Source organism: Streptomyces sp. YIM 121038, from assembly GCF_006088715.1.
Lineage (GTDB): Bacteria > Actinomycetota > Actinomycetes > Streptomycetales > Streptomycetaceae > Streptomyces.
In genome coordinates this window covers 3,651,362-3,675,419 of sequence record NZ_CP030771.1, presented here as the reverse complement: position 1 = coordinate 3,675,419, position 24,058 = coordinate 3,651,362, and the positions used below count along the sequence as shown (strand labels likewise).

The following is a 24,058-nucleotide window of genomic DNA, read 5'->3' as shown; positions in this document are numbered from 1 at the left end:
GTGCGGTGCGGAAAGGGCTCAGGGCCCCGCGCCGTGGTGGCGCGGGGCCCGGGGCCGGGGGGGAGGGAGGTCAGGCGGTCGCGCCGGTCAGCTCGTAACCGGCCTCGTCGACCGCGGCGCGGACGGCCTCCTCGTCGAGGGGGGCCGCGGAGACCACGGTCACCTTGCCGGTGGCGGCGACCGCCTGGACCGAGCTGACGCCCGTGAGCTCGGAGATCTCCCCGGTGACCGCGGACTCGCAGTGGCCGCAGGTCATCCCCTTCACGTCGTACACGGTGGTGACGGCGCCGGGCTGCGAGGTCTGGGCGTTGGCGGTCATGTCGTTCTCCTCAGTGAAACGTGTGTGACGTGCGGGTTGTCGGAACGTCGACGTCGCGAGGGGCTCCGATGGCTCCAGGGAACCTCCCGACGTGCTTCACACTATACCCCTAGGGGGTATTTTCCAAGAGGGGCTGGGGTGACGGGGCGGGACGGGGGTCATTCGCCCTTGCGCGCGCGGTTGCCGGGCCGCGACGCGACCCAGGCACGGATGGTGTCGGCGTACCAGAAGGGCTTGCCGCCCTCCACGTGGTCGGGCTCCGGCAGCAGACCGTGCTTGCGGTAGGAGCGCACGGTGTCCGGCTGGACGCAGATGTGCGCGGCGATGTCTTTGTACGACCAGAGCCTGCGGTCGGTCATCAGTGGCTCCTCCCTGTGCGCACCCAGGGCGACCGGAACGGCCGACGGGGGAGCTGGGCGCGGCACTGGTGTCACTCAGCCTGTGCCCCGTGAACGACGGAGAGTGACTGTGGGGGAGTGCTTGTCGACTGGCTGTGACGGGAAACCCGCGTACGTGTCACATGTGTGACGGGAGTGCAGTGTTTGTCACCGACGTGACGCGCTTGACTGGCGCGAGCGCCCGGCGTGTTGGGGGCGCGTTCGCCCGTCGAGGGGGTAAGGGGACGGGCGTCGCCGAAGGGTGTCCGGACACGCCTGAGGGGAGGCCGCGCGGTCGCGGCCTCCCCTCAGGCGTCAGGAGCGCGGGGGCCTCACGCCCCGCAGGAGCGCAGGAAGGCGCGGGTGCGGCGGGCGATGGGCAGCGGCTTGTCCGGCGCGCACGGGTACATGTCCTGCTCGACGATGGCGAACAGGTCGACGCCCAGCTTCTCGGCCGCCGCGAGGACCGGTTCGAGCGCGGGCACCCCGGCGGGCGGCTCGCACATCACGCCGCGTGCGACGGCGGGCCCGAACGGCACGTCCTGCGCCCGCACTTCGGCCAGGACCGCCGGGTCCACCTGCTTGAGGTGGAGGTACCCGACGCGCTCGCCGTACGTCTCGATGAGCTTGACGCTGTCGCCGCCGCAGTACGCGTAGTGGCCGGTGTCCAGGCACAGCGAGACGAGGGCGGGGTCCGTGGCGTCGAGGAAACGGGCGACGTTCTCCTCGGTGTCGATGTGGGTGTCCGCGTGCGGGTGGACGACGATGTCCAGGCCGTAGCGCTCGCGCACCTCGTGGCCGAGCCGCTCGGTCTGCGACGCCAGCTGACGCCACTGCTCCGGCGTCAGGGTCGCGTCCTCCAGGACCTCGCCGGTCTTGTCGTCGCGCCAGAAGGACGGGATGACGACGAGGTGCCGCGCGCCCGTCGCCTGCGTGAGGCCGGCGATGGCGGACACGTGCTCCCACGTCTTGTCCCACACGTCCGGGCCGTGGTGCAGGCCGGTGAACACGGTGCCCGCCGAGACCTTCAGGCCCCGGCGCCGCGTCTCGTCGGCGAGCCGGGACGGGTCGGTCGGCAGATAGCCGTACGGGCCCAGCTCGATCCACTCGTACCCCGACGCGGCGACCTCGTCGAGGAAGCGGTCCCACGGCACCTGCTGGGGGTCGTCGGGGAACCACACGCCCCAGGAGTCGGGGGCCGAACCGATCCGGATGCGGGTCAACCGGGAACCACGCGACAACTCTGTCTGCTGCGCCATGGCCGCAAGCCTCGCCGCCCGCCGAGAACAGTGTCAAGGAGTAGTCCGAATGTAAGGACAAAATGTTGACAGGGTTCCTGGGACGGGATTAGACCTGAGGGAAGCCACCACGAAGGGATGTGCAGGGTGACCGATCCGCACCCGGATCCGCACGCCGACGCCGGCGCCGATCCGTACGACGTCATCACGATGGGCCGGATCGGCGTCGACCTGTACCCCCTCCAGACCGGGGTGCCGTTGTCGCAGGTCACGACGTTCGGGAAGTTCCTCGGCGGCTCGGCGTCGAACGTGGCGGTCGCGGCGGCCCGGCTCGGGCGGCGCGTCGGCGTCGTCACGCGGACGGGACAGGACCCGTTCGGCGAGTATCTGCGCGGCCAGCTGCGCGCGTTCGGGGTCGACGAGCGGTGGGTCACCGAGGTGCCGGACCTGCCGACGCCGGTCACCTTCTGCGAGGTGTTCCCGCCCGACGACTTCCCGCTGTACTTCTACCGCCTTCCCAAGGCCCCCGACCTGGAGATCCGCGCGGACGAGCTCGACCTCGGCGCGATCGCCGCGGCGCGGATCTTCTGGGTCACCGGCACCGGCCTCAGCGAGGAGCCGAGCCGGGCGGCGACCCTGGCCGCGCTCGCCGCCCGCACCGGCGGTACCACCGTCTTCGACCTCGACTGGCGGCCCATGTTCTGGAGCGACCCCGAGGCGGCGCGCCCCCACTACGCCGCCGCGCTGCGGCACGCGACCGTCGCCGTCGGCAACGTGGACGAGGTGGAGATCGCCACCGGCGTGCGCGAGCCGCGCGCCGCCGCCGAGGCCCTGCTCGCGGCGGGGGTCGAGCTGGCCGTGGTCAAACAGGGGCCGAAGGGCGTGCTCGCGATGGACCGGGCGGGGGCGGTGGCTCAGGTGCCGCCGCTGCCGGTGTCGGTGGTGAACGGGCTCGGGGCGGGCGACGCGTTCGGCGGGGCGCTGTGCCACGGCCTGCTCGCCGGGTGGGAGCTCTCGCGGGTGATCCGGTACGCCAACGCGGCCGGGGCCATTGTCGCTTCGCGCCTTGAGTGCTCCTCCGCGATGCCGTACGAGGCCGAGGTCGAGGCCGCCCTGGAAGCGGGGGCTGTGCTGTGAGCCGCTCCGGTGCCTCCGGCACTTCCGTCGACGTCTCCGCGCTCGTGCGGACCCGGGCCCACCACCCCGAAGCCATCGCCGAAGCCGCCGCGCGGCGGCTTCGGCGGCCGCTGGTCGGGGCCTCCGGACGGCTGATGATCATCGCGGCGGACCACCCGGCGCGGGGCGCGCTCGGCGTGGGCAAGGACCCGCTGGCCATGGCCGACCGGGCCGATCTCCTGGAGCGGCTCTGCCTGGCGCTGTCGCGGCCCGGCGTCGACGGCGTGCTCGCGACCGCCGACATCCTCGACGACCTGCTGCTGCTCGGCGCGCTCGACGGCAAGGTCGTGATGGGCTCCATGAACCGGGGCGGGCTCGCGGGCGCCGCCTTCGAGCTGGACGACCGGTTCACCGGCCACCGCGCCGAGGACCTGGAGCGGCTCGGCTTCGACGCGGGCAAGCTGCTGCTGCGCGTGGACTACGAGGACCCCGGGTCGCTCGCCACGCTGTACTCCACCGCGCGCGCGGTCGACGCGATGGCGGAGCGTCAGCTTCCGGTGTTCGTCGAGCCGTTCCTGTGCCGCAGGTCGCCCGGCGGTCTGCGCAACGACCTGAGCGCCGAAGCGGTCACCCGGTCCATCGCCATCGCGTCGGGCCTCGGCGGCACCTCCGCGTACACCTGGCTGAAGGTCCCCGTGACCGAGAACCCGGACGACATGGCGCGCGTCATGGAGACCTCGACGCTGCCCGCCGTGCTGCTCGGGGGAGACATCGGCGGGGACACGGACACCGCGTTCGAGAAGTGGCGCGGCGCGCTCCAGTTGCCCACCGTGTACGGCCTGGTGGCCGGGCGGACGCTGCTGTACCCGCCGGACGGGGACGTGGCGGGCGCGGTCGACACCGCCGTCGGGCTGCTGTAGCCGTGACGTACGCACCCGACAGGAGATCCGCATGACGTACGTACCGAAGGGCAGCGCGGCCGAGGGCCCGTACGCCCTCGCCGTCGATCCCGCGCGCGCGGGCTGGACCTACTCCAGTCTGCGCGTGGTCGAACTGCCGCCCGGCGGGTTGCACTCCTTCGCCACCGGGGAGAGTGAATGGATCGTGCTCCCGCTGACCGGCGGCTGTACGGTGCACGCGGAGGGCGAGATCATCGAACTCCTGGGCCGGGAGAGCGTGTTCAGCGGAGCGAGTGACTTCGCTTACGTTCCCCGCGATACCCACATCCAGATCGCCTCCGGCGTGGGAGGCCGCTTCGCCCTGGCAGGAGCGAAGTGCGAGCGCCGACTCCCCGCCCGCTACGGCCCCGCGCCGGAGGTCCCCGTCGAGCACCGCGGCAGCGGCACCTGCGCCCGCCAGGTGCGCAACTTCGCCGCCGCGGACGCGTTCGCGTGCGACCGGCTGATCGCCGTGGAGGTCATCACGCCCGGCGGCAACTGGTCCTCGTACCCGCCGCACAAGCACGACGAGCACCGTCCCGGCGTCGAGGCCGAGCTTGAGGAGATCTACTACTTCGAGATCGAGGGCGACTCCGGCTTCGGCTACCAGCGGGTCTTCCCCTCCCGCGAGGGCGGCACCGACGTGCTCGCCGAGGTGCGCTCGGGCGACGCGGTCCTCGTGCCCGACGGCTGGCACGGCCCGTCCATCGCCCAGCCGGGCCACGCCATGTACTACCTGAACGTCATGGCGGGCCCCGGCGACGAACGGGAATGGAAGATCTGCTTCCACCCTGACCACACGGAGGGATACCGATGAGCGGCACGGTCCGGCTCACCACCGCCCAGGCCCTGGTGCGCTTCCTGGCCCGGCAGTTCACCGAGCGGGACGGCGTCCACCAGCGCCTCATCGGCGCGACCTGGGGCATCTTCGGCCACGGCAACGTCGCCGGGCTCGGCCAGGCCCTGGTGGAGCACGGCGACGAGATGCCCTTCCACCAGGGGCGCAACGAGCAGGCCATGGTGCACGCGGCCGTCGGCCACGCCCGGCAGTCGGGGCGCCTGACGACCCACGCCGTCACCACCTCCATCGGCCCCGGCGCCACCAACCTCGTCACGGGCGCCGCCCTCGCGACCATCAACCACCTGCCCGTCCTGCTGCTGCCCGGCGACGTCTTCGCGAGCCGCCCGGCCGACCCGGTGCTCCAGCAGCTCGAAGTGCCGTACGCGGGCGACGTGTCCGTGAACGACTGTCTGCGCCCGGTGTCGGCGTACTTCGACCGCGTCACCCGGCCCGAGGCGCTGATCCCCGCCGCGCTCCAGGCGATGCGGGTGCTCACCGACCCGGTCGCCACCGGCGCGGTGACGCTCGCGCTGCCGCAGGACGTGCAGGCGGAGGCCTTCGACTGGCCGGCGGAGTTCTTCGCCGAGCGCGTCTGGCCGGTGCGCCGCCAGGCCCCCGACCCCGCGGAGGTGGAGGCCGCGGCGCGGGCCGTGCGCGCCGCCGCGCGGCCCCTGGTCGTCGCGGGCGGGGGAGTGCACCACAGCGGCGCCGAGGACGCCCTGCGCGCCTTCGCCGACGCCACCGGCATCCCGGTGGCGTCCACGCAGGCGGGCAAGGGCTCCCTGCGCCACGACCACCCGGCGGACGTCGGCGGCATCGGCCACACCGGCACCGCCACCGCCGACGGACTCGCCCGCGGCGCCGACCTGGTGATCGGCGTCGGCACCCGCTACACGGACTTCACCACCGCGTCCGGCACGCTCTTCGCCGCGGACGGCGTGCGCTTCGTGAACCTCAACGTGGCGCCGTTCGACGCCCACAAGATGGCGGGCGCGACCGTCGTCGCCGACGCCCGCACGGCCCTGGAGGCGCTGACCCGGGCGCTCGAAGGCCACCGCGTCGACCCGGCGTACGTGTCCGCGTACACGGACGGCAAGGAGCGCTGGGAGCGGCGCGTCGACGCCGCGTACGCGGCCGACGAGGACGCCGCGCGCCCCACCCAGACACAGGTCCTCGGCCTGCTCGACGCGCTCGTCACCGACGAGGACGTCGTCATCAACGCGGCGGGCTCGCTCCCCGGCGACCTGCACAAGCTGTGGCGGGCCCGCTCGCCGCGCCAGTACCACGTCGAGTACGGCTACTCCTGCATGGGATACGAGATCCCGGCGGCGATCGGCGTGTCCCTGGCCGCGCCCGAGCGGCCCGTGTGGGCGCTGGTCGGCGACGGCACGTACCTGATGATGCCCACCGAGATCGTCACGGCGGTGCAGGAGGACATCCCCATCAAGGTCGTCATCCTGCAGAACCACGGCTACGCCTCCATCGGGGGCCTGTCGGAGTCCGTCGGCGGCGAGCGCTTCGGCACCGACTACCGCTACCGGGCGCCCGACGGCACGTACACGGGCGGCCCGCTGCCCGTGGACCTCGCCGCCAACGCGGCCTCGCTGGGGCTGCCCGTGACGCGGGCGAGGACCGTGGCCGAGCTGCGCGCGGCCCTGCGCGAAGCACGCGAAGCGGACGGTCCCACATGTGTCTACGTGGAGACGGAAACGGCAGACACAGTGTCGGGCCCGCCCCCGGCGCAGGCGTGGTGGGATGTGCCCGTGGCCGAGACCGCGACCCGCCCGTCGGCGGTCAAGGCCCGCGAGGAGTACGACCGGCACGTGTCCGACCGGCGCCGCCATCTGTGAAGGAGTTCCCGGCATGACCAGCATGACGAAGACCGTCGACCACTGGATCGGTGGCAAGAGCGTCGAGGGGACCTCCGGCACGTACGGCCCGGTCACGGATCCGGCGACCGGCGCCGTGACCACCCGGGTGGCCTTCGCGAGCGTGGACGAGGTGGACGCGGCGGTGGCCGCCGCCAAGGCCGCGTACGCGACCTGGGGCCAGTCCTCGCTGGCGCAGCGCACGTCCGTCCTCTTCAAGTTCCGGGCGCTGCTCGACGCGCACCGCGACGAGATCGCCGAGCTGATCACCGCCGAGCACGGCAAGGTCCACTCGGACGCGCTCGGCGAGGTCGCGCGCGGCCTGGAGGTCGTCGACCTGGCGTGCGGCATCAACGTGCAGCTCAAGGGCGAGCTGTCCACGCAGGTCGCCAGCCGTGTGGACGTCTCCTCGATCCGCCAGCCGCTGGGCGTCGTCGCGGGCATCACGCCCTTCAACTTCCCGGCGATGGTGCCGATGTGGATGTTCCCGCTCGCCATTGCGTGCGGCAACACCTTCGTCCTGAAGCCCAGCGAGAAGGACCCGTCGGCCGCGATGCGGGTGGCGGAGCTGCTCGCCGAGGCGGGCCTGCCGGACGGCGTGTTCAACGTGGTGCACGGCGACAAGGTGGCCGTGGACCGGCTCCTGGAGCACCAGGACGTGGCCGCGGTGTCCTTCGTGGGCTCGACCCCGATCGCCCGCTACATCCACACCACGGCCTCCGCGAACGGCAAGCGCGTCCAGGCCCTCGGCGGCGCCAAGAACCACATGCTGGTCCTTCCGGACGCCGACCTGGACGCGGCGGCCGACGCCGCCGTCTCGGCCGCGTACGGCTCCGCGGGCGAGCGCTGCATGGCCATCTCGGCCGTCGTCGCGGTCGGTTCGGTCGGCGACGAGCTCGTCGCGAAGATCAAGGAGCGCGCCGAGAAGATCAAGATCGGGCCCGGCAGCGACCCGGCCTCCGAGATGGGCCCGCTCATCACGGCCGCGCACCGCGACAAGGTGGCCTCGTACGTGACGGGCGCCGCCGCGCAGGGCTGCGAGGTCGTCCTGGACGGCACCGGCTTCACCGTGGCGGGCCACGAGGACGGCCACTGGATCGGTCTGTCCCTGCTCGACCGGGTGCCCGTCACGGCGGACGCGTACAAGGACGAGATCTTCGGCCCCGTCCTGTGCGTGCTGCGCGTCGACACCTACGAGGAGGGCCTGGCGCTCATCAACGCCTCGCCGTTCGGCAACGGCACGGCGATCTTCACCCGGGACGGCGGCGCCGCGCGCCGCTTCCAGCTGGAGGTCGAGGCGGGCATGGTCGGCGTGAACGTGCCGATCCCGGTGCCCGTGGGCTACCACTCCTTCGGTGGCTGGAAGGACTCCCTCTTCGGCGACCACCACATCTACGGCAACGACGGCACGCACTTCTACACCCGCGGCAAGGTCGTCACCACCCGCTGGCCGGACCCCTCGGACGCCCCGGCGGGCGTGGACCTGGGGTTCCCGCGCAATCACTGACAGCTCCACCCCACCGAACGAAGCCGTCCGCCCTGCGGACGGCTTCGTTCCTTTTTTCGCCGATCAGCTGCGGTTCCCGTACGGAGGGGATGAATGGGGCGAGAAAGGTTCATGCGTAATTCGACCTTGCTATCAAAGGTCGCCAAGGCGAACGTCTGGCTAATTGCCACCTATAGTCGCCAACATCTGCGATTCATTGGTCAGTTGAAGATCGTCAGGGCTGCGGATTCCGTAGGTAACCGGCCATTGACGTTTTCCTGACGCGGGGATTCCATGACGCTCTGCCGCCCCCCTTTGGTACGAGCCGATCGGAATCGCCGCATGACCGAAACGCTGCACACGCCGCCGCAGTCCGCGGCCGCCCCCGCGGCGGCGGGAGCCCCCGGGACCCCGGCTGCTCCCCGCAAGCTGAAGCGGTCCATCGGCGTCGGCGGCGGCACCCTGCTCACGCTGTCCTGCGTGACGCCCGCGTCCACGCTGTTCGTGGTCGTGCCCGACCTGTTCTCCACGCTCGGCACCGCCACCACCCTCACCATCGCGATCGGCGCGCTGCTCTGCGTGGGCGTCGCCTTCTGCTACTCCGAGCTCGGCACGCTGATCCCCAGCGCGGGCGGCGAGTACGCGATGGTCTCCACGATGGCCGGACGGCTCGCGGGCTGGCTCGTGTTCGTGCTCTCGCTGCTCGTCGTGATGATCGTGCCGCCCGTGATCGCCATGGGCACGGCCGACTACCTCGCGCCCCTGGTCAGGATCGAACCCGCCTACGCGGGCGCGGGCGTGATGCTCCTCGCCACCCTCGCGGGCCTGCTCGACCTGCGGGCCAACGCCTGGATCACCGGGATCTTCCTGGTCCTCGAAGTGGTCGCGGCCGCCGTCGTGGCCGTCCTCGGCTTCGCCCACGCCGAGCGCGGCGCGGGCAGCCTCGTCGACCTCAGCGTGGCGAGCGGCTCCGGAGACGGCACCAAGACCGTCACCGCGATGCTGATCGTCTCCGGGCTCGCCATCGCGCTCTTCGTCACCCAGGGCTTCTCCACGGCCGTCTACCTCTCCGAGGAGATGGAGAACCCGCGCCGCAACGTGGCCCGCACCGTGCTGCTCACCCTCGGCATCTCGGCGGTCGTCCTGCTCGTGCCCGTCGCCGCGATCACCCTGGGGGCGCCGGACCTGGCCGCCCTCACCGGCGGCGACATCGGCGCGATGGTCACCGCCTGGTCCAGCTCCGGCGTCGGCACCTTCATCAGCCTCTGCGTGGCCCTCGCCATCATCAACGCCGGCATCGTCATGGTCATCCAGAACTCCCGCGTCCTGTTCGCCTCCGCGCGCGACAAGGCCTGGCCCGAGCCCGTCAACGCGGTCCTGTCCCGGCTCGGCGGCCGCTTCGGCTCCCCGTGGGTCGCCACCCTCCTGGTCGGCGTCCCCGGCGCCGCGCTCTGCTTCGTGAACCTCGACACCCTGTACGGCGTCACCGGCGTGTCCGTGACCGGCATGTACCTGCTCGTCGCGGTGGCCGCGCTGCTCGCCCGCCGGGGCAGCCACGGGGCCGCTCCCGCGTGGCGGATGCCGCTGTGGCCCGGGATCCCGGTGGTGCTCATCGCGGTCCTCGCGTACGTCCTCAGCCAGCAGGAGGCGCGGTACCTCCTGTGGACCGGCGGCATCGTGGCCGTCGCGACGGTGTACTGGGCCTGCTACCTGCGGCCGCGGACGGCCACGCGCTGGCTGGTGACGGTGCCGGAGTAGTGGCCGGCCTTTCAGCCTCTCCGGCGTTTGAGGAGCGGGGGTCTGGGGGCGGAGCCCCCAGGAAGCGGGAAGGGGCGGGTCTGGGGCGCACCGCGAGGGCTACGGGCCTGCCAACAGGTCCCGGTCCTTGAAGCCGCTGGACGTGGAGACGCACACCACGGGCCCCTCCACGGCCCCGGCCCCGGAGCGGCCGAGCTGGCGCAGGCCCGCGAGGCCCGCCGCCGCGGACACCTCCGCCCACACCCCGCCCCGCGCCAGCTCCGCCCGCGCGGCCACCAGCTCCTCGTCGGTCACGAGCAGCGCCGCGCCCCCGCTCCCGCGCAGCGCGAGCACGCCCCGGTAGCCGCCCACCGGGCAGTCGATGGCGTACGCGGCGGTCTCCCCGACGGGGACGTGCGCGGCGGGCGCCCCGTCGCGCACGGCGGCCGCGAGGGGCCCGCCCGCGGCGGGCTCGCAGGAGTACAGGCGCGGCACCCGCTCCCCGTACCCGAGCCGCACCAGCTCGGCGAACCCCTTCCAGACGCCGAACAGCATCTCCCCGTACCCGGTCGGCACGAACACCGCGCGCGGGAGGGTGCCGAGTTCGTCGTGGATCTCGTAGGCGATCGTCTTGTAGCCCTCAGGCCCGAACCCGTGCCCGGTGTGCGCGGCGGACGTGAGGTTGCTGACGGGGTGGTAGCCGGTCCGCTCGACGACGCGGCGCAGCAGCGGCCACCGCTCGTCGGTGGGCACGTGCAGCACGGTGGCGCCGTACGCGCGCAGGAACGCGTCGACGGCGGGCGGCACGTCCGGCGAGGTGAGGACCGTGCACGGAAGACCGGCCCGGGCGGCGTACGCGGCCGCCGACGCGCCGTGGTTGCCGGAGGAGGCGACGACGACACCGGGGGCGCCGACGCCGACGGCCGCGCTCACCGTGATCCGGTTGAGCCGGTCCTTGTGGCTCCAGGTCGGATTGCGGGACTCGTCCTTGATCCACACGCCGTCCTCCAAGGGGAGCAGCGGAGTGCCGCCCTCGGCGAGGGAGGGGGCGCGCAGCGGCGGAAGGAGCGGCGCCCAGCGCTCGTGCCCGCGCGGCCTCGCGGCGGCCGCCCCGGGCGCGAAGAAGCCGTCGGGAACCTGGTCGTAGGCGTAGTCGACCTCTACGGGGTACGCGACGTCGGCGGTGCTCGTGACCGGACAGCCCGCCGTGAGCGGCGGCCAGAGCGGGAAGCGGACGGAAGGGTCACCCAGCGAACGCTGGCCGATGGCAAGGGATGTCATGGGTCAGCAGCGTAGGCACCCCTGACATGCGGCCGCGTACCACGGTGGACGTACGCGGGCCGGGGGCCGTACTCCCCGGGGAGACAGCGGGGTTCCGACCGGCGGCTGCATCGGTTGTCGGTGACCGCCCGTACCGTTGACGCATGGATCTACGACTGCCCCGGGCCGGAGCCTGGAAGGCGGCGCTGCGCGCGCCGCGGCGGACGGCCGCCGCGGCGGCGGTTGTGGTGCTCGCGGGCGCGGGCACGTGGACGGCGCTCGCGTCCGACGAGGCACCCGCGGTGCGCCGCACGGACCAGACGCTCGCCATGGGCCGGGGCCAGGGGCAGGAGGTGCGGATCGACACCTCGTACTTCACCGCGGGCGACCCCGGCGCCAAGCGCCCCGCGGTGCTCGTCGGGCACGGCTTCGGCGGCAGCAAGGACGACGTGCGCGAGCAGGCCGAGCGCCTGGCCCGCGACGGGTACGCGGTCCTGACGTGGTCCGCGCGCGGCTTCGGCAAGTCCACCGGACGCATCGGGCTCAACGACCCGAAGGGCGAGGTCGCCGACGTGTCGCGGCTCGTCGACTGGCTGGCCAAGCGCCCCGAGGTCCGCCTCGACAAGGACGGCGACCCGCGCGTGGGCGTCACGGGCGCCTCGTACGGGGGCGCGGTCTCGCTGCTCGCGGCCGGGCACGACGACCGGATCGACGCCGTCGCCCCGCTGATGACGTACTGGAACCTGGCGGACGCGCTGTTCCCGAAGGACGTCTTCAAGAAGCAGTGGGCCGGGATGTTCCTGAGCGCGGGCGGCGGCTGCGACAAGTTCGAGCCGAAGCTGTGCGCGATGTACGAGCGCGTGGCGGTCGCGGGCAAGCCCGACGCGCGGGCGCGCGAGCTGCTCGCGGGGCGCAGCCCGGCCGCCGTCGGGGACCGGGTCAAGGTGCCCGCCCTGATCGTGCAGGGCCAGCGGGACTCGCTGTTCCCGCTCGACCAGGCCGACGCGATGGCCAGGGCGATCCGCGGCAACCACGCGCCCGTGGCGGTCGACTGGACCGCGGGCGGCCACGACGGCGGCGACCAGGAGACCGACCGGGTCGCGGGCCGGGTCACGCGGTGGTTCGACCGCTATCTCAAGGACGACAAGGGCGCCGACACGGGCCCCGCCTTCCGCGTCACCCGCACCGGAGGCATCGATTCCACGGACGGCGCGGCGACGCTGCGCGGCGCGAGCGCCGACCGCTACCCGGGGCTGGGCGGCGGACTGCGCGAGGTCCCGCTCACCGGGCGCCCGCAGACCTTCGACAACCCCGCGGGCGCCGCGCCGCCCGCCGTCTCGGGGCTGCCGGGCCTCGGCGGCGCGGGCGGCGGGGGCGACGGCCTGAGCCGCCTGTCCTCGCTGGGCGTCGGCGTCTCCCTCGACTTCCCCGGGCAGTACGCCGCCTTCGAGTCGAAGCCGCTCACCGAGGACCTGCGGATCACCGGCGCCCCCGCCGTGCGGGTGCGGGTGAAGTCAGACAGCGCGGACACCGTGCTCTTCGGCAAGGTCTACGACGTGGGGCCCGGCGGCGGCCGCCAGCAGGTGCTGCCCGCGCAGCTCGTCGCCCCGGTGCGGATCGGCGGCGCCGTGGACGGCAGGACCCTCGACCTGCGGCTGCCCGCCGTCGACCACGAGCTGAAGAAGGGCCACCGGCTGCGCCTGGTGTTCGCCGCCACCGACCTGGGCTACGCCTCACCGGCCGAACCGGCCGCGTACACGGTGGCGTTGAAGAGCGGCCTGAAGGTCCCGACGGCCCCCGGCGTGGACACGGCCGCGGCCCCGCTGCCCGCCTGGGTGTGGTGGCTGCCGCCGGCCGGCGCCGCCGTGGCGGCCGCCCTGCTCCTGGTCGGCCGCAGACGCGTCACGGCGCCCGCCCCCGACCCCGGCCTCGCCGACGTGCCGCTCCAGATCACCGGCCTGAGCAAGCGGTACGCGAAGTCCACCGAGCGGTACGCGGTCCGCGAGCTGTCCTTCCGCGTCGAGAAGGGCCAGGTCCTCGGCCTCCTCGGGCCCAACGGCGCGGGCAAGACCACCACCCTGCGCATGCTCATGGGCCTCATCCGCCCGGACGCGGGCGAGATCCGCGTCTTCGGGCAGGCCATCAGGCCCGGCGCGCCCGTCCTGTCCCGGGTCGGCGCGTTCGTCGAGGGCGCCGGATTCCTGCCGCACCTGTCCGGCCGGGAGAACCTGGAGCTGTACTGGCGCGCCACCGGCCGCCCCGCGGGGGACGCGCACCTGGAGGAGGCCCTGGAGATCGCCGGGCTCGGCGACGCCCTCGCCCGCGCCGTGCGGACGTACTCCCAGGGCATGCGCCAGCGCCTGGCCATCGCCCAGGCCATGCTGGGCCTGCCGGACCTGCTGATCCTGGACGAGCCGACGAACGGCCTCGACCCGCCCCAGATCCGCGAGATGCGCGAGGTGATGATCCGGTACGCGGCGGGCGGCCGCACGGTCATCGTCTCCAGCCACCTCCTCGCCGAGGTCGAGCAGTCCTGCACGCACCTGGTCGTCATGGACCGGGGCCGCCTCGTGCAGGCGGGCCCGGTCGACGAGATCGTCGGCTCCGGGGACACGCTCCTGGTCGGGCTCGCGGCGGACATCCCCGACCCGCTCGTCGAGAAGGTGGCCTCGCTTCCGGGCGTGGCGTCGGCGGCCCGCACCGAAGGCGGGCTCCTGGTGCGGCTCGACGGCGGCCCGGCGGCCACGGGGGCGGCGCTCCTGCCCGAACTGGTCCGCCTGGAGGTGCCCGTGGAGGCGCTCGGCCCGCACCGGCGCCTGGAAGACGCGTTCTTGACCCTGATCGGAGGAGGTGCGGCGTGACGGCCCCACAGGACACCACGGCGGCCCCGGACGGGCCCCGGGCGGCGGCGACCGGGGGACCCCGGGAGACCGGCACGGCGGCGGCCGAGGGCCCCGGGGAGACCGGCTCCGCGGCGACTGAAGGGCTCCGGGACGGAGGTACGGCCACCGCGCCCGGCTACCGCCCGGGCCGCACGCTGCCGCTGCGCGTCGAGGCCGTCCGCCAGCTCAAGCGGCGGCGCACGCTCGTCATGGGCGGCGTCCTCGCCCTGCTGCCCCTCGTGCTGCTCCTCGCGTTCGCGATCGCCGGTTCGCCGGGCGGCCGCAACGACCGGGTGACGCTGATGGACACGGCCACGGCCTCGGGCGTGAACTTCGCGGCGACGTGCCTGTTCGTGTCGGCCGGGTTCCTGCTGGTCATCCCCGTCGCGCTGTTCTGCGGGGACACCGTGGCCTCCGAGGCGGGCTGGTCGAGCCTGCGCTATCTGCTGGCCGCGCCCGTGCCCCGGGCCCGGCTGCTGTGGTCCAAGCTGGCGGTGGGGCTCGGCCTGAGCGCCGCCGCGATCGCACTGCTCCCGGTGGTGGCGCTCGCCGTCGGCACGCTCGCGTACGGCTGGGGGCCGCTGGAGATCCCGACCGGCGGCGTCCTCGAACCCGGCACGGCCGCGCGGCGCCTCGCCGTCGTCGTCGCGTACGTCTTCGCGTCCCAGCTGGTCACCGCGGGCCTCGCGTTCTGGCTCTCCACGAAGACGGACGCGCCGCTCGGCGCGGTCGGCGGCGCGGTCGGCCTGACGATCGCGGGCAACGTCCTGGACGCGGTGACCGCGCTCGGCGGCTGGCGCGACTTCCTGCCCGCGCACTGGCAGTTCGCCTGGGCGGACGTCTTCCAGCCGACCCCGGAGTGGTCGGGCATGCTCCAGGGCACCGCCGTCTCGGTGACGTACGCGCTGGTGCTCTTCGCCCTCGCGTTCCGCGGGTTCGCGCACAAGGACGTGGTGTCCTAGGGCCTCCCCGACGGGTCGGCACGGCGTCGCGGACCCTTAGGGCAGGCCCCTAGGGCCTGCCCGCACCGCACAGCTCGCGTTCCGCCCGCACCGGATCGTTCGGGAAGCGGAACGCCGTGCGCTCCAGGGCGCCGCCGACGTTGCGCAGGAAGCGCCCCGCCGTGAGGGGCTCCCGGGTGGCCGCGCGGAGTTCGGCCAGCGGGCCGCAGGCCAGGGCGCGGCGGGCGGCGGCCACCCGCGCCGGGTCCATGCCGGGCGGCAGGTCGCCGGTGCCCCGGTCGGCGACGATCCACTCGTCGGGGAGCCGTTTGTCGTGGCCCACGCGCGCGTGGGCGATGCGCTCGGAGTGGGCGGCCAGCGGGTAGGCGAGCCCGATGGGGTCGAGCGCCGCGCCGTCGAGGGGGACGACGGTGCCGTTGAGCCCGAGCGTCGCGTAGGCGCCGGACACGGAGGGCGCCGCGCCCTCGACCCGGGTGCGGGCCAGGAACAGCGTGGGCGCCCCGGTGTGTGCGGCGTCCCGCACCTCACGCGCGTACGCGGCGTTGCCCAGGAACCCGGCGAAGGTGTGCCGCAGGGGGTGCGCGGCCGCGTTCTGCCGCACGTACACGCCGCGCTCGTCCGCGATGCCGCGCGGCCCGATCAGCCCTTCGTACGGAATGCGCAGCGACGCCGCGCAGACCAGCGCCCACGCCCCGACGCCGACCGCCGTGAGGGCCCACGTGCGCGTGGCGGGCACCACGAACACCGGCAGGACCAGCAGGAGGAGCCCCGGCAGGAACATCCGGGCGTGCATGAAGTCCCCGCCGACCTTGATGACGTACGCCCAGCACAGGACCCCCGCGACGACGGGCGCGAGCGCGGGCACCAAGGGCACCGCGCGCACCGGCGTCAGCGGCGACATCGGCCGGCCGCCGCGCCGCGCGGGCACCACGGCGGCCAGCACGAACAGGGCGGGCAGCCACAGCAGATACGGCCCGGCGAAGTCGGCGAGGTAGGCGGCCCCGCGCCCCCACAGGCTGGACGAGGCCTCCTTGGTGACGCCGGGCAGCGGCACGAGGTGCCCGTAGTAGCCCATCCGGAAGACCTCGTAGGCGACGGGCAGGGCGCCCGCGACGGCCGCCCCGGAGAGCGCGGCACGGCGCGAGGGGCGTGCGCTCAGCCACTGCGCGCCGAGGAACACGGCGGACACCAGGGCGAGATCGGGCCGCACCAGCGGACCGAGCCCGAGGACGAACGCGGTGGCCAGCGCGCGCGGACGGGTCACGAGCAGCAGCCAGGCGCCCGCGATCCAGCACGTGGCGAGCCCCGTCTCCAGGCCGGAGGTGGCGAAGTCCCACACGGGCGGCAGCGCGAGCGGCACCAGGGCGCCGAGCGGCAGGAGGGGGCCGCCGGACACCCCCGTGTGCAGGCGCGCCGCGCCCCACGCGGCGAGCGCGAACCCGGCCGCCGTGAGCAGCAGCCCGCCGTACACCGCGGCGGCCACCACGTCGGCGCCCGGCAGCCCCGCGAGGACGAGCAGCCACTGCCACAGCGTGCCCGTCGAGGACTCGGCCCGCTCGCCCGCGTTGAACACCGGCCCGTGCCCCGCGAGCACCTGCCGGACCGTCCGGACGTAGATGTGCCCGTCGTCGGACATCCAGCGCCGCTGGTACCCGGCCCAGACGACGGCGAGCGCGGGCAGCAGACACACGACGACCCGGAAGGGCTGCCGGGACCGGAGGGGAGGGTGCATGGATGTCATGCACGGTACTTCGGCGCAGGTCAGCGAGGCCTTAAGGGGCGGGCCCGGGGCGCCCGGCGAGAGTCGGGACCCGCGCGGGCGAGTCCGGGGCGCCCCGCGCGGACCGGGACCCGCGCGGGCGGTCCCGTCACGCCTTGGGGATGTCGAAGTACCGGGTGAGCCCCGCGGCCAGCGCCACGTCCCCCACGACCTTGAGCTTGCGGGTCATGAACAGCGTGACGGGATGCGCGTTGCCGGACACCAGCTTCAGGAACTCCGCGTCGCCCATCACCAGCGTGACCCGCGGCTCCGCGGCCGAGCCCCCCTCGCGCACCACGCACGCGCCCTCCGCGATGTCCGTCTCGTACACCGCGTCCCCGACGCCCCCGCTCCCGGTGACCTGCCAGCGGATCAGCGCCTCCAGGGAGCCCGCGGCCTCCGGTCTGAACTGCTGCTCCATGCGCCTGAACACCTCCCGCAGGACGCGGGCGCGCAGCGGGGCGTCCGTGGCGATCTCGGTGAGCTCCTTGCCGGAGAGGCCCTTGACGATCCGCGCGAACTCAGCGGGCGTCACACTGGCGAAGTCGAGCCCCGCGATTCCCCCGGCCTTGTCCGTCCCCATCGCAAGCTCCTTACCACGAAGTAAACTTACTGGAAGGTAAGGTAGAGCCGGGGCGAGGAGGCTGACAAGGGTGGGTGGCACGCCACAGGAGCGCAGGCGGCGCGTTCCGCGCAAGGAGCGCGAGCAGCAGATGATCGACGTGGCGGTCCAGGTCTTCGCCAAGCGGGGCTACCACGCCGCGTCGGTCGACGAGATCGCCGAACTGGCCGGGATCTCCAAGCCGATGGTGTACCTCTACCTCGACTCCAAGGAAGGCCTGTTCCTGGCCTGTCTGCGGCGGGAGGCCGACCGGCTGGTCACGGCGTTCCAGGGGGCGGCCCGGGAGGCGGCCGCGAGCGGCCCGGCCGACGCCCGGGGCCGGGGTGCGCGGTCGGGCGCGGCGAAGCCCCAGGGCGCCCCCGAAGTGCGCCTGTACGCCGGGCTCCTGGCCTTCTTCTCCTTCGTCGCCGAGCACCGCGACAGCTGGGTGGTGCTCCACCGGCAGGCGTCGGAGCTGAGCGAGACCATCGCGGTCGCCGTCGCCGACGCGCGCCGCGCGGTGATGGCGCAGGTCGCGGAGCTCGTCCGGGCGGGCATCGAGGAGAGCGCGACCGCTTCGCAACTCTCCGAAAGGGACGCCGATTTCGTGGCCCACGCCCTGGTGGGCGCCGCCGACTCGCTCACCGACTGGATGGTCCGCAACCCGGACCAGTCGCCGGAGGGCGTCACCCTGCGCCTGATGAACATGGTCTGGGTCGGGATGGGGCGGGTCCTGGAGGGGGAGGTCTGGGTCCCGGCCCACGACTGACGTCGCGACGCCTGCTGGCCGACCGGCACCTGCGTCGCCGCCCGGAACGCCCTGCCCCCTTCCGCCTGCTCCCCGGACTTCGGTACGGCCCATTGAAATTCCCCTACGCATCGGTAAGTTGACTCAAAAGTAAGTACGCGGCGCACGCACGCCGCGCACTCGTACCGCATGCACGCCGCGCAGCAACGCGCACTCGTACCGCACGCACCCGCATCCGCACCACGGACACGTACCGGGAGCCGTCATGGGCGTACGCAAGGACTTGAAGAAGGCGCGGCGTCACCCCGGTCTCGCCGGGCGTGCCGAGGTCGACCTCGTCCGGGACGAGCACGGCGTGGTGCGCGAGGCCCGCGTCCCCGCCCTCGCCCCGGAGGCCACGCACGGCAGCACGGCCGACATCCCCTTCACCAACGCCGCCGAGGCCCCCGACGCCGTGGTGCTGCGCCGCAAGGAGGCGGGCCGGTGGCGGCCCGTGACGGCCGCGGCCTTCGCCCGCGAGGTCACCGCGGCCGTGAAGGGCCTGATCGCGGCGGGGCTCGCGCCGGGCGGCAGGGTCGCCCTGATGTCCCGTACGCGCTACGAGTGGGCGGTGCTGGACTTCGCCGTCTGGGCGGCGGGCGGCCAGACCGTGCCCGTCTACCCGACGTCGTCGGCCGCGCAGATCGAGTGGATCGTACGGGACTCCGGCGCGAGCCTGCTCTTCGCCGAGTCTCCGGCGAACGCCGCGACGGCACGGGACGCCACCGCGGGCCTCGACGTGCCCCCGGCCGTCCGGACGATCGACGACGGCGCGGTCCTCGAACTCGCCGAGCGGGGGCAGGAGGTGAGCGACGAGGAGGTCGCCAAGCGGCGCGCGGCGCTCACCCCCGACACCATCGCCACCCTCTGCTACACGTCCGGCACCACGGGGCGTCCCAAGGGCTGCGTCCTCACCCACGGCAATCTGCACGCCGAGGCGGCCAACACCGTCGACCTGCTGTACCCGGTCTTCAAGGCGATCACCGGCCAACGGGCCGCCACGCTGCTCTTCCTGCCGCTCGCCCACATCCTGGGCCGCAGCATCCAGATCGCCTGCATGCTCGCCCGCATCGAACTCGGCCACTGTCCGAGCATCAAGCCGGACGATCTTCGGCCCGAACTGCGCGCCTTCAGACCGACGTTCGTCGTCGGGGTGCCGTACCTCTTCGAGAAGATCCACGACACCGGGCGCGCGACCGCCGAACGCATCGGCAGGGGCGCCTCCTTCGACCGCGCGGAGCGGATCGGCGTGCGCTTCGCCGAGGCGCATCTGAACGGGTTCCTCGGCACCGGACCCGGCCCGTCCGTCGGACTCCGCGCCGGCTGGGCGCTGTACGACCTGCTCGTCTACCGGCGCATCCGCAAGGAGGTCGGCGGCCGTCTGCGCTACGCCATCAGCGGCGGCTCCCCGCTCGACCGACAGCTCAACCTGTTCTTCTACGCTGCCGGAATCGTCATCTACGAAGGCTACGGTCTCACCGAGACCACCGCGGCCGCCACGATCATCCCGCCGCTGCGGCCGCGCCCCGGAACCGTCGGCCTGCCGGTGCCCGGCACCGCGGTGCGCATCGCGGACGACGGCGAGGTGCTCATCAAGGGCGGCATCGTCTTCACCTCGTACTGGAACGACCGGGACGCCACCGACGCCGTCCTCACCGGCGACTGGTTCGCCACCGGCGACCTGGGCGCCCTAGACGAGGACGGCTACCTCACCATCACCGGCCGCAAGAAGGACATCATCGTCACCAGCGGCGGCAAGAACGTCTCGCCCGCCGTCCTGGAGGACCGGCTGCGCGGCCGGGCCCTCGTCGGCCAGTGCCTCGTCGTCGGCGACAACCGCTCCTACGTCGGCGCGCTCATCACCCTCGACCCGGAGGCCGTGGCGCACTGGCTGGCCGTCCGCAAGCACCCCGCGGGCACGCCGTTGGCCGAGCTGCGCCGCGACCCGAAGCTCCTCGCGGACCTCCAGAAGGCCGTGGACCACGCCAACGAAGCGGTGTCGCGCGCCGAGTCCATTCGCCGCTTCGCGGTCGTGGAGGGGGAGTTCAGCGAGGAGAACGGGCTGCTCACCCCGTCCCTGAAGATCAAGCGACGGGCCGTGGAGCAGGCGTACGCGCAGGAGATCGAGGCGCTCTACCGGAGCTGAGCGTCCTGCCGGGGCTGAATGTCCTACCGGAGCTGAGTGCCCTGCCGGGGCTGGGCGTCAGGGCGCGTCCGGCTCCTCGCACGACTCCTCCAGGTAGGTGCGCGCGACGGCGCTCGCGCGCGCGGACCAGGCGGCGATCACGGCGATCTCGTCCGGCGTGAAGTCGTCGAACAGCGCCATCAGGCGCGCGTAGTACGGCTCGTAGATCTCCCGCACGCGCGCGGACGCGGCCGGTACGGCGACGACGCGCACCCGGCGCCGGTCGGCGGGGTCGGGGCGCCGGGTCACGAACCCGCCGCGCTCCAGGCGGTTGAGGATGCCCGTCACCGCGCCCGTCGTGACGTGCGCGCGGGTGGCCAGCTCGCCCGCGGTGACCGCGTCGTCCCCGGCCTGGAGGACGTACGCGAAGCAGATCAGGTCCGTGACGGACAGGCCGAGGTTCCGTGCGAACTCCTGCTGCCCGATGACGCTCGTCGCGACGAGGTCGTCCACCGCGGCGACCACGTCCTGCGCGGACGCGCTGGGGTGGCGCTTGCCCTCCATTGAAATCCCTTAGTACGTAAGATAAATTGCTTACTCGCTAAGGCATCTTACGTCTGGTGCCGGGGTGCGGCCAGGCCGTGCCCCGACGGGCACGGGGAGGGCGCGACACGTGAGTACACATGACGACGGCCACACGATCGCCGGCTGGACCGGCTGCGCGGTCGGCACGGTGGGGGCGCTGATCGCGGGAGTGGGCATCACCGGCTGGCGCCCCGGCATCTGGCTGGGGCTCGGCGTGATGGCCCTCGCGGTGTTCGTCACCTGGTTCCTGCACCTGGCGGGCTGGGGCAAGGGGCCGGGCCCGAGGCCGGCGTCCCAGCGGCCCATGAGGCGGCGCGACAGCGCGGCGCGCGCGGGGCACCCGGGCTGCGTCGGCTGCCGTCTGGCGGGCCGCCGGGGCGAGGCTCCTGGGGCGGCGGTGGCGCCCTCCCGGCGGGAGAGCGAGGACGAGGTGGCGCACCCGGTCGCGTGAAGGGGCCCGGCGGGGGCCCGGCCTTGCTCGTGCCGGGGCTCCGGTCCGGTGCCCGCGCCGGACGGTGCGCGTTCATGCCGCGGGGCTCTGGCCCGGTGACCGCGCCGGTGCGTGCGTGCACCCGTGCCGCCGCGGGGTCCGGCTTGGTGGCCGTGCCGGTGGATGCGCGTTCATGTCACGGGCTCCGGCTCGGTGGCCGCTCCGGTGAGTACGCGTACTCATGCCGGGAGCGGGCCGCCGGGCCACAGTGGTGCTCGCCCAACCGGACCGAGCCCAAGGACCCGCGATGCCGCCTTCCTCCCGCCCTCGCCGCCGCCTGCGCCGCCTGCTCGCGCTCGCCACGGACACCTGGCTCGCGCGGGCCTACCTCGCGGTGGTCGCGGCGGCCCTGGCGTTCTTCCTGGGGGCCTGGTACGTCGGCCCTGACCCGGGGCTCGCCGGGTTCTACCCGTTCCTCGCCACGGCGCCCCTCGGCGTCCTCGCCCTCCTGGCGTCGCTGCCCGCCGAGCAGTCCTCCCTCACCTGGCTCGCCCCGTCGATCTTCGCCGTCGGCACGGCGGCGGCGGGGCTGTGCAACGCGGCGCTGCTCGGCAGGCTGGCGCACGGCCGAGGGGCGCGGGGGGCGCGCCCGGCGTGACGGGGGCCTGGGCGGGGCCTGGCCGCGGGTGTGCCCGGGGGCCGGGCCCCGCGCGCGTACCCGCAGCGAAAAGGCCTTCCCGAAGGAAGGCCGATGAGGTGCGCCCCCGGCAGGACTCGAACCTGCGGCCAAGTGCTTAGAAGGCACCTGCTCTATCCACTGAGCTACGGGGGCCGGGTGGTGGCCGGTGGCCTGGAGCCCGGTGTGGGGCCGGTCCGTGACCTTGCCGGGGACAAGGATAGGGCTCCCGGGTCCTTGTCCCTGGTGCTTCACCTCCGCACCGTGATGTGGAGGTTCGGTGAAGCGGTCCTGATAATCGCAGGCAGGTGCGAATCTCGCAGCGCTTTTGGCGCCTGGCGCCCCGGGTGTTGTGCACTCGTTATGCCTGTGCCCCACTCGTCCCTTCCGTCACGTCTGTCCGATCGGCGCGCAGGCGTGCCCATATGCTTCAGAAAGCCATCAAAATTGGGCATTCTTCGTATGTGGTGACCTTGGACGTACGGCCTCAGCTGCTTGACGCGCTTTCCACCCTGCGTGAGCGTGTCGCCGCCGCACGCTTTCCGCTCCCCCTGGCGGGGGCGCCACGCGCGCGTGCCAACCGGGACGAGCTTCTCGCCCAGCTCGACGACTATCTGGTGCCCCGGCTCAGGGCTCCCGAAGCACCGTTGCTCGCCGTCATCGGCGGGTCCACGGGGGCCGGGAAGTCCACGCTCGTGAACTCCCTGGTGGGCCGTCAGGTCAGCGAGGCGGGTGTGCTGCGGCCCACGACGCGTACACCGGTGCTCGTCTGCCATCCGGAGGACCACCACTGGTTCGCGGGGATGAGGGTGCTGCCGGACCTCACGCGCGTGTGGGTGCCCCTCCAGGACGGCGAGGACGGCGCGAGGGACGGCGACGGCAGCCGCGTGCTGCGGGTGGAGACCGCCGACACGCTGCCCAGAGGGCTCGCCCTCCTGGACGCGCCCGACATCGACTCCCTCGTCGCCGACAACCGCGTCCTGGCCGCCGAACTCATCTGTGCCGCCGACGTGTGGGTCACCGTCACCACGGCCGCCCGCTACGCCGACGCCGTGCCCTGGCACCTGCTGCGCACCGCCAAGGAGCACGACGCCACCCTCGTCACCGTCCTCGACCGCGTGCCGCACCAGGTCGTCACGGAGGTGTCCCGGCAGTACGAGGCGCTGCTCGCCAAGGCGGGCCTCGGCGACGTGCCCCGCTTCACCGTGCCCGAGCTGCCCGAGTCCGCGGGCGGCGGCGGACTGCTGCCCGCGACCGCCGTGGCGCCGCTCCTGACCTGGCTCGCCGACCGCGCGCAGGACACCGCGGCCCGGGAGGAGGCGATCGCGCGCACCGCCCACGGAGTGCTCGGTTCGCTGAACTCCCGCATGCCCGAACTCGCCGGTGCCGTCGCCGCCCAGCACGCGGCCGCCCTGCGTCTCACCGCAGCCGTCGACGAGGCGTACGAGGGCGAGCACGCGCGCGTACGGGAACGGCTCCAGACGGGCGCCGTGCTCGCCGGGGACGCGCTGAAGCGCTGGCGGGCCTATCCCCTCGACTGCGGCCCGGGAGAGCTCCTGGACGCCGTCTCGGCCGGCCTGGAGACGCTCCTGGTGTGCGCCGTCACCGCCGCCGACGAGCGCGTGGACGAGGCCTGGCGCCGCGAACCCGCCGCCGGACTCCCCAGCCTCGTCCCGCGGCGCGAGGACGGCGCGGAGCACCGCGTAGGGATGGCCGTGCGCCGCTGGCGGCGCGTCCTGGAGGAGTACGTGGAGGACGAGGTCCGCGCGCTCGACCGCGTAGACAAGGGCGCCCCGCCCGACCCCGACGTCCTCACCGCGCTGCTCGCCACGGCCCTGCTCGGCGGGCGCCGGGCGCGCTCCGCGGGGGAGTCCCTCGCCGAACGGGTCGGCGCCCACGGCGCGCTGCGCCTGCGCGACCGGGGCGGCCGGCTGCTCACCGACTACCTGGACACCGTCCTCGGCGCGGAGCGGGAGCGGCGCCTCGCCCCCCTCGACGCGCTCGGCGTCCACCCCGAACCCCAGGCCGAACTCATCGCCGCGCTGTCCGTACTGCAGAAGGAGAGGTGACC

General features: G+C 73.7%; 20 protein-coding genes and 1 tRNA gene. 13 read left to right on the top strand and 8 right to left on the bottom strand.

What is annotated here, in order from left to right; translation table 11 throughout:
- Nucleotides 1-70: 70 nt before the first annotated feature.
- The 3 genes from C9F11_RS15280 to C9F11_RS15270 form a co-directional block, all read right to left on the bottom strand.
- The gene (locus tag C9F11_RS15280; protein ID WP_138959820.1) at nucleotides 71-319 is read right to left on the bottom strand and encodes a cation transporter; all 249 of its coding nucleotides are present in this window, start codon (nucleotides 317-319) and stop codon (nucleotides 71-73) included.
- Between the two features lie 158 nt (nucleotides 320-477).
- Nucleotides 478-678, bottom strand: a complete 201-nt coding sequence (locus tag C9F11_RS15275; protein WP_138959819.1) for a MarR family transcriptional regulator — start codon at nucleotides 676-678, stop codon at nucleotides 478-480.
- 350 nt (nucleotides 679-1,028) lie between these two features.
- Nucleotides 1,029-1,955 (bottom strand): sugar phosphate isomerase/epimerase, encoded by a 927-nt coding sequence (locus tag C9F11_RS15270; protein ID WP_138959818.1) that lies wholly within the window; start codon nucleotides 1,953-1,955, stop codon nucleotides 1,029-1,031.
- Nucleotides 1,956-2,144: 189 nt separating this feature from the next.
- Here C9F11_RS15270 and iolC point away from each other — a divergent pair, with 189 nt between their 5' ends.
- The 6 genes from iolC (at nucleotide 2,145) to C9F11_RS15240 (ending at nucleotide 9,941) form a co-directional block, all read left to right on the top strand.
- Nucleotides 2,145-3,071: a 5-dehydro-2-deoxygluconokinase gene (gene iolC, locus C9F11_RS15265; protein ID WP_249402182.1), complete on the top strand. Its 927-nt coding sequence runs from the start codon at nucleotides 2,145-2,147 to the stop codon at nucleotides 3,069-3,071.
- Complete coding sequence (locus C9F11_RS15260) at nucleotides 3,068-3,970, top strand: deoxyribose-phosphate aldolase (protein ID WP_138959816.1); 903 nt, start codon at nucleotides 3,068-3,070, stop codon at nucleotides 3,968-3,970. The genes iolC and C9F11_RS15260 overlap by 4 nt, the downstream gene beginning before the upstream one ends.
- 31 nt (nucleotides 3,971-4,001) lie before the next feature.
- On the top strand, nucleotides 4,002-4,805 hold the full coding sequence (iolB, locus tag C9F11_RS15255) for a 5-deoxy-glucuronate isomerase (protein WP_138959815.1): 804 nt from the start codon (nucleotides 4,002-4,004) through the stop codon (nucleotides 4,803-4,805).
- Nucleotides 4,802-6,679: a 3D-(3,5/4)-trihydroxycyclohexane-1,2-dione acylhydrolase (decyclizing) gene (iolD, locus tag C9F11_RS15250; protein ID WP_138959814.1), complete on the top strand. Its 1,878-nt coding sequence runs from the start codon at nucleotides 4,802-4,804 to the stop codon at nucleotides 6,677-6,679. Before iolB ends, iolD begins: the two co-directional genes overlap by 4 nt.
- Before the next feature lie 22 nt (nucleotides 6,680-6,701).
- On the top strand, nucleotides 6,702-8,204 hold the full coding sequence (mmsA, locus tag C9F11_RS15245; RefSeq protein ID WP_138966517.1) for a CoA-acylating methylmalonate-semialdehyde dehydrogenase: 1,503 nt from the start codon (nucleotides 6,702-6,704) through the stop codon (nucleotides 8,202-8,204).
- A 321-nt stretch (nucleotides 8,205-8,525) separates the two neighbouring features.
- Complete coding sequence (locus C9F11_RS15240) at nucleotides 8,526-9,941, top strand: APC family permease (RefSeq protein ID WP_138959813.1); 1,416 nt, start codon at nucleotides 8,526-8,528, stop codon at nucleotides 9,939-9,941.
- 99 nt (nucleotides 9,942-10,040) lie between these two features.
- Here C9F11_RS15240 and C9F11_RS15235 read toward each other — a convergent pair whose 3' ends face one another.
- Nucleotides 10,041-11,201 carry a pyridoxal-phosphate dependent enzyme gene (locus tag C9F11_RS15235; RefSeq protein WP_138959812.1) on the bottom strand — a complete coding sequence of 387 codons (1,161 nt, stop codon included), beginning with the start codon at nucleotides 11,199-11,201 and terminating at the stop codon, nucleotides 10,041-10,043.
- 143 nt (nucleotides 11,202-11,344) lie between these two features.
- Here C9F11_RS15235 and C9F11_RS15230 point away from each other — a divergent pair, with 143 nt between their 5' ends.
- Nucleotides 11,345-14,041, top strand: a complete 2,697-nt coding sequence (locus tag C9F11_RS15230; protein WP_138959811.1) for an alpha/beta fold hydrolase — start codon at nucleotides 11,345-11,347, stop codon at nucleotides 14,039-14,041.
- Nucleotides 14,042-14,217: 176 nt separating this feature from the next.
- The gene (locus tag C9F11_RS15225; protein WP_138966515.1) at nucleotides 14,218-15,024 is read left to right on the top strand and encodes an ABC transporter permease; all 807 of its coding nucleotides are present in this window, start codon (nucleotides 14,218-14,220) and stop codon (nucleotides 15,022-15,024) included.
- 49 nt (nucleotides 15,025-15,073) lie between these two features.
- Here C9F11_RS15225 and C9F11_RS15220 read toward each other — a convergent pair whose 3' ends face one another.
- Nucleotides 15,074-16,756, bottom strand: a complete 1,683-nt coding sequence (locus tag C9F11_RS15220; RefSeq protein WP_138959810.1) for a hypothetical protein — start codon at nucleotides 16,754-16,756, stop codon at nucleotides 15,074-15,076.
- Between the two features lie 136 nt (nucleotides 16,757-16,892).
- Nucleotides 16,893-17,366 (bottom strand): SCP2 sterol-binding domain-containing protein, encoded by a 474-nt coding sequence (locus C9F11_RS15215; protein WP_138959809.1) that lies wholly within the window; start codon nucleotides 17,364-17,366, stop codon nucleotides 16,893-16,895.
- Between the two features lie 130 nt (nucleotides 17,367-17,496).
- Here C9F11_RS15215 and C9F11_RS15210 point away from each other — a divergent pair, with 130 nt between their 5' ends.
- Both C9F11_RS15210 and C9F11_RS15205 read left to right on the top strand, forming a co-directional pair.
- Nucleotides 17,497-18,153: a TetR/AcrR family transcriptional regulator gene (locus C9F11_RS15210; RefSeq protein ID WP_138966513.1), complete on the top strand. Its 657-nt coding sequence runs from the start codon at nucleotides 17,497-17,499 to the stop codon at nucleotides 18,151-18,153.
- Nucleotides 18,154-18,397: 244 nt separating this feature from the next.
- Nucleotides 18,398-20,317, top strand: a complete 1,920-nt coding sequence (locus tag C9F11_RS15205; RefSeq protein WP_138959808.1) for an AMP-dependent synthetase/ligase — start codon at nucleotides 18,398-18,400, stop codon at nucleotides 20,315-20,317.
- A gap of 57 nt (nucleotides 20,318-20,374) precedes the next feature.
- Here the strand turns inward: C9F11_RS15205 and C9F11_RS15200 are convergent, their stop codons facing one another.
- Nucleotides 20,375-20,860: a MarR family transcriptional regulator gene (locus tag C9F11_RS15200; protein WP_138959807.1), complete on the bottom strand. Its 486-nt coding sequence runs from the start codon at nucleotides 20,858-20,860 to the stop codon at nucleotides 20,375-20,377.
- 109 nt (nucleotides 20,861-20,969) lie between these two features.
- On the opposite strand from C9F11_RS15200, the gene C9F11_RS15195 reads away from it, so the two are divergent.
- Entirely contained in the window at nucleotides 20,970-21,332 is a 363-nt protein-coding gene (locus C9F11_RS15195) for an HGxxPAAW family protein (protein WP_138959806.1), read from the top strand.
- Nucleotides 21,333-21,618: 286 nt separating this feature from the next.
- A complete protein-coding gene (locus C9F11_RS15190; RefSeq protein ID WP_138959805.1) occupies nucleotides 21,619-21,969 on the top strand; it encodes a hypothetical protein in 351 nt (116 codons plus the stop codon).
- A 101-nt stretch (nucleotides 21,970-22,070) separates the two neighbouring features.
- Here C9F11_RS15190 and C9F11_RS15185 read toward each other — a convergent pair.
- Nucleotides 22,071-22,143 (bottom strand) — tRNA-Arg (locus C9F11_RS15185).
- A 308-nt stretch (nucleotides 22,144-22,451) separates the two neighbouring features.
- Here C9F11_RS15185 and C9F11_RS49930 point away from each other — a divergent pair.
- Nucleotides 22,452-24,056 (top strand): dynamin family protein, encoded by a 1,605-nt coding sequence (locus tag C9F11_RS49930; RefSeq protein WP_138966509.1) that lies wholly within the window; start codon nucleotides 22,452-22,454, stop codon nucleotides 24,054-24,056.
- Nucleotides 24,057-24,058: the final 2 nt, after the last annotated feature.

What these genes read in the sequence shown, in the direction of transcription:
- mmsA (WP_138966517.1), top strand. Translation starts at nt 6,702, where the DNA reads ATGACGAAGACCGTCGACCACTGGATCGGTGGCAAGAGCGTCGAGGGG.
- C9F11_RS15210 (WP_138966513.1), top strand. Translation starts at nt 17,497, where the DNA reads ATGATCGACGTGGCGGTCCAGGTCTTCGCCAAGCGGGGCTACCACGCC.
- C9F11_RS15190 (WP_138959805.1), top strand. Translation starts at nt 21,619, where the DNA reads ATGCCGCCTTCCTCCCGCCCTCGCCGCCGCCTGCGCCGCCTGCTCGCG.
- C9F11_RS15235 (WP_138959812.1), bottom strand. Translation starts at nt 11,201, where the DNA reads ATGACATCCCTTGCCATCGGCCAGCGTTCGCTGGGTGACCCTTCCGTC.
- C9F11_RS15220 (WP_138959810.1), bottom strand. Translation starts at nt 16,756, where the DNA reads ATGCACCCTCCCCTCCGGTCCCGGCAGCCCTTCCGGGTCGTCGTGTGT.
- C9F11_RS15275 (WP_138959819.1), bottom strand. Translation starts at nt 678, where the DNA reads ATGACCGACCGCAGGCTCTGGTCGTACAAAGACATCGCCGCGCACATC.
- C9F11_RS15205 (WP_138959808.1), top strand. Translation starts at nt 18,398, where the DNA reads ATGGGCGTACGCAAGGACTTGAAGAAGGCGCGGCGTCACCCCGGTCTC.
- iolC (WP_249402182.1), top strand. Translation starts at nt 2,145, where the DNA reads ATGGGCCGGATCGGCGTCGACCTGTACCCCCTCCAGACCGGGGTGCCG.
- C9F11_RS15280 (WP_138959820.1), bottom strand. Translation starts at nt 319, where the DNA reads ATGACCGCCAACGCCCAGACCTCGCAGCCCGGCGCCGTCACCACCGTG.
- C9F11_RS15240 (WP_138959813.1), top strand. Translation starts at nt 8,526, where the DNA reads ATGACCGAAACGCTGCACACGCCGCCGCAGTCCGCGGCCGCCCCCGCG.
- C9F11_RS15215 (WP_138959809.1), bottom strand. Translation starts at nt 17,366, where the DNA reads ATGGGGACGGACAAGGCCGGGGGAATCGCGGGGCTCGACTTCGCCAGT.
- iolD (WP_138959814.1), top strand. Translation starts at nt 4,802, where the DNA reads ATGAGCGGCACGGTCCGGCTCACCACCGCCCAGGCCCTGGTGCGCTTC.
- C9F11_RS15200 (WP_138959807.1), bottom strand. Translation starts at nt 20,860, where the DNA reads ATGGAGGGCAAGCGCCACCCCAGCGCGTCCGCGCAGGACGTGGTCGCC.
- C9F11_RS15230 (WP_138959811.1), top strand. Translation starts at nt 11,345, where the DNA reads ATGGATCTACGACTGCCCCGGGCCGGAGCCTGGAAGGCGGCGCTGCGC.
- C9F11_RS15270 (WP_138959818.1), bottom strand. Translation starts at nt 1,955, where the DNA reads ATGGCGCAGCAGACAGAGTTGTCGCGTGGTTCCCGGTTGACCCGCATC.
- iolB (WP_138959815.1), top strand. Translation starts at nt 4,002, where the DNA reads ATGACGTACGTACCGAAGGGCAGCGCGGCCGAGGGCCCGTACGCCCTC.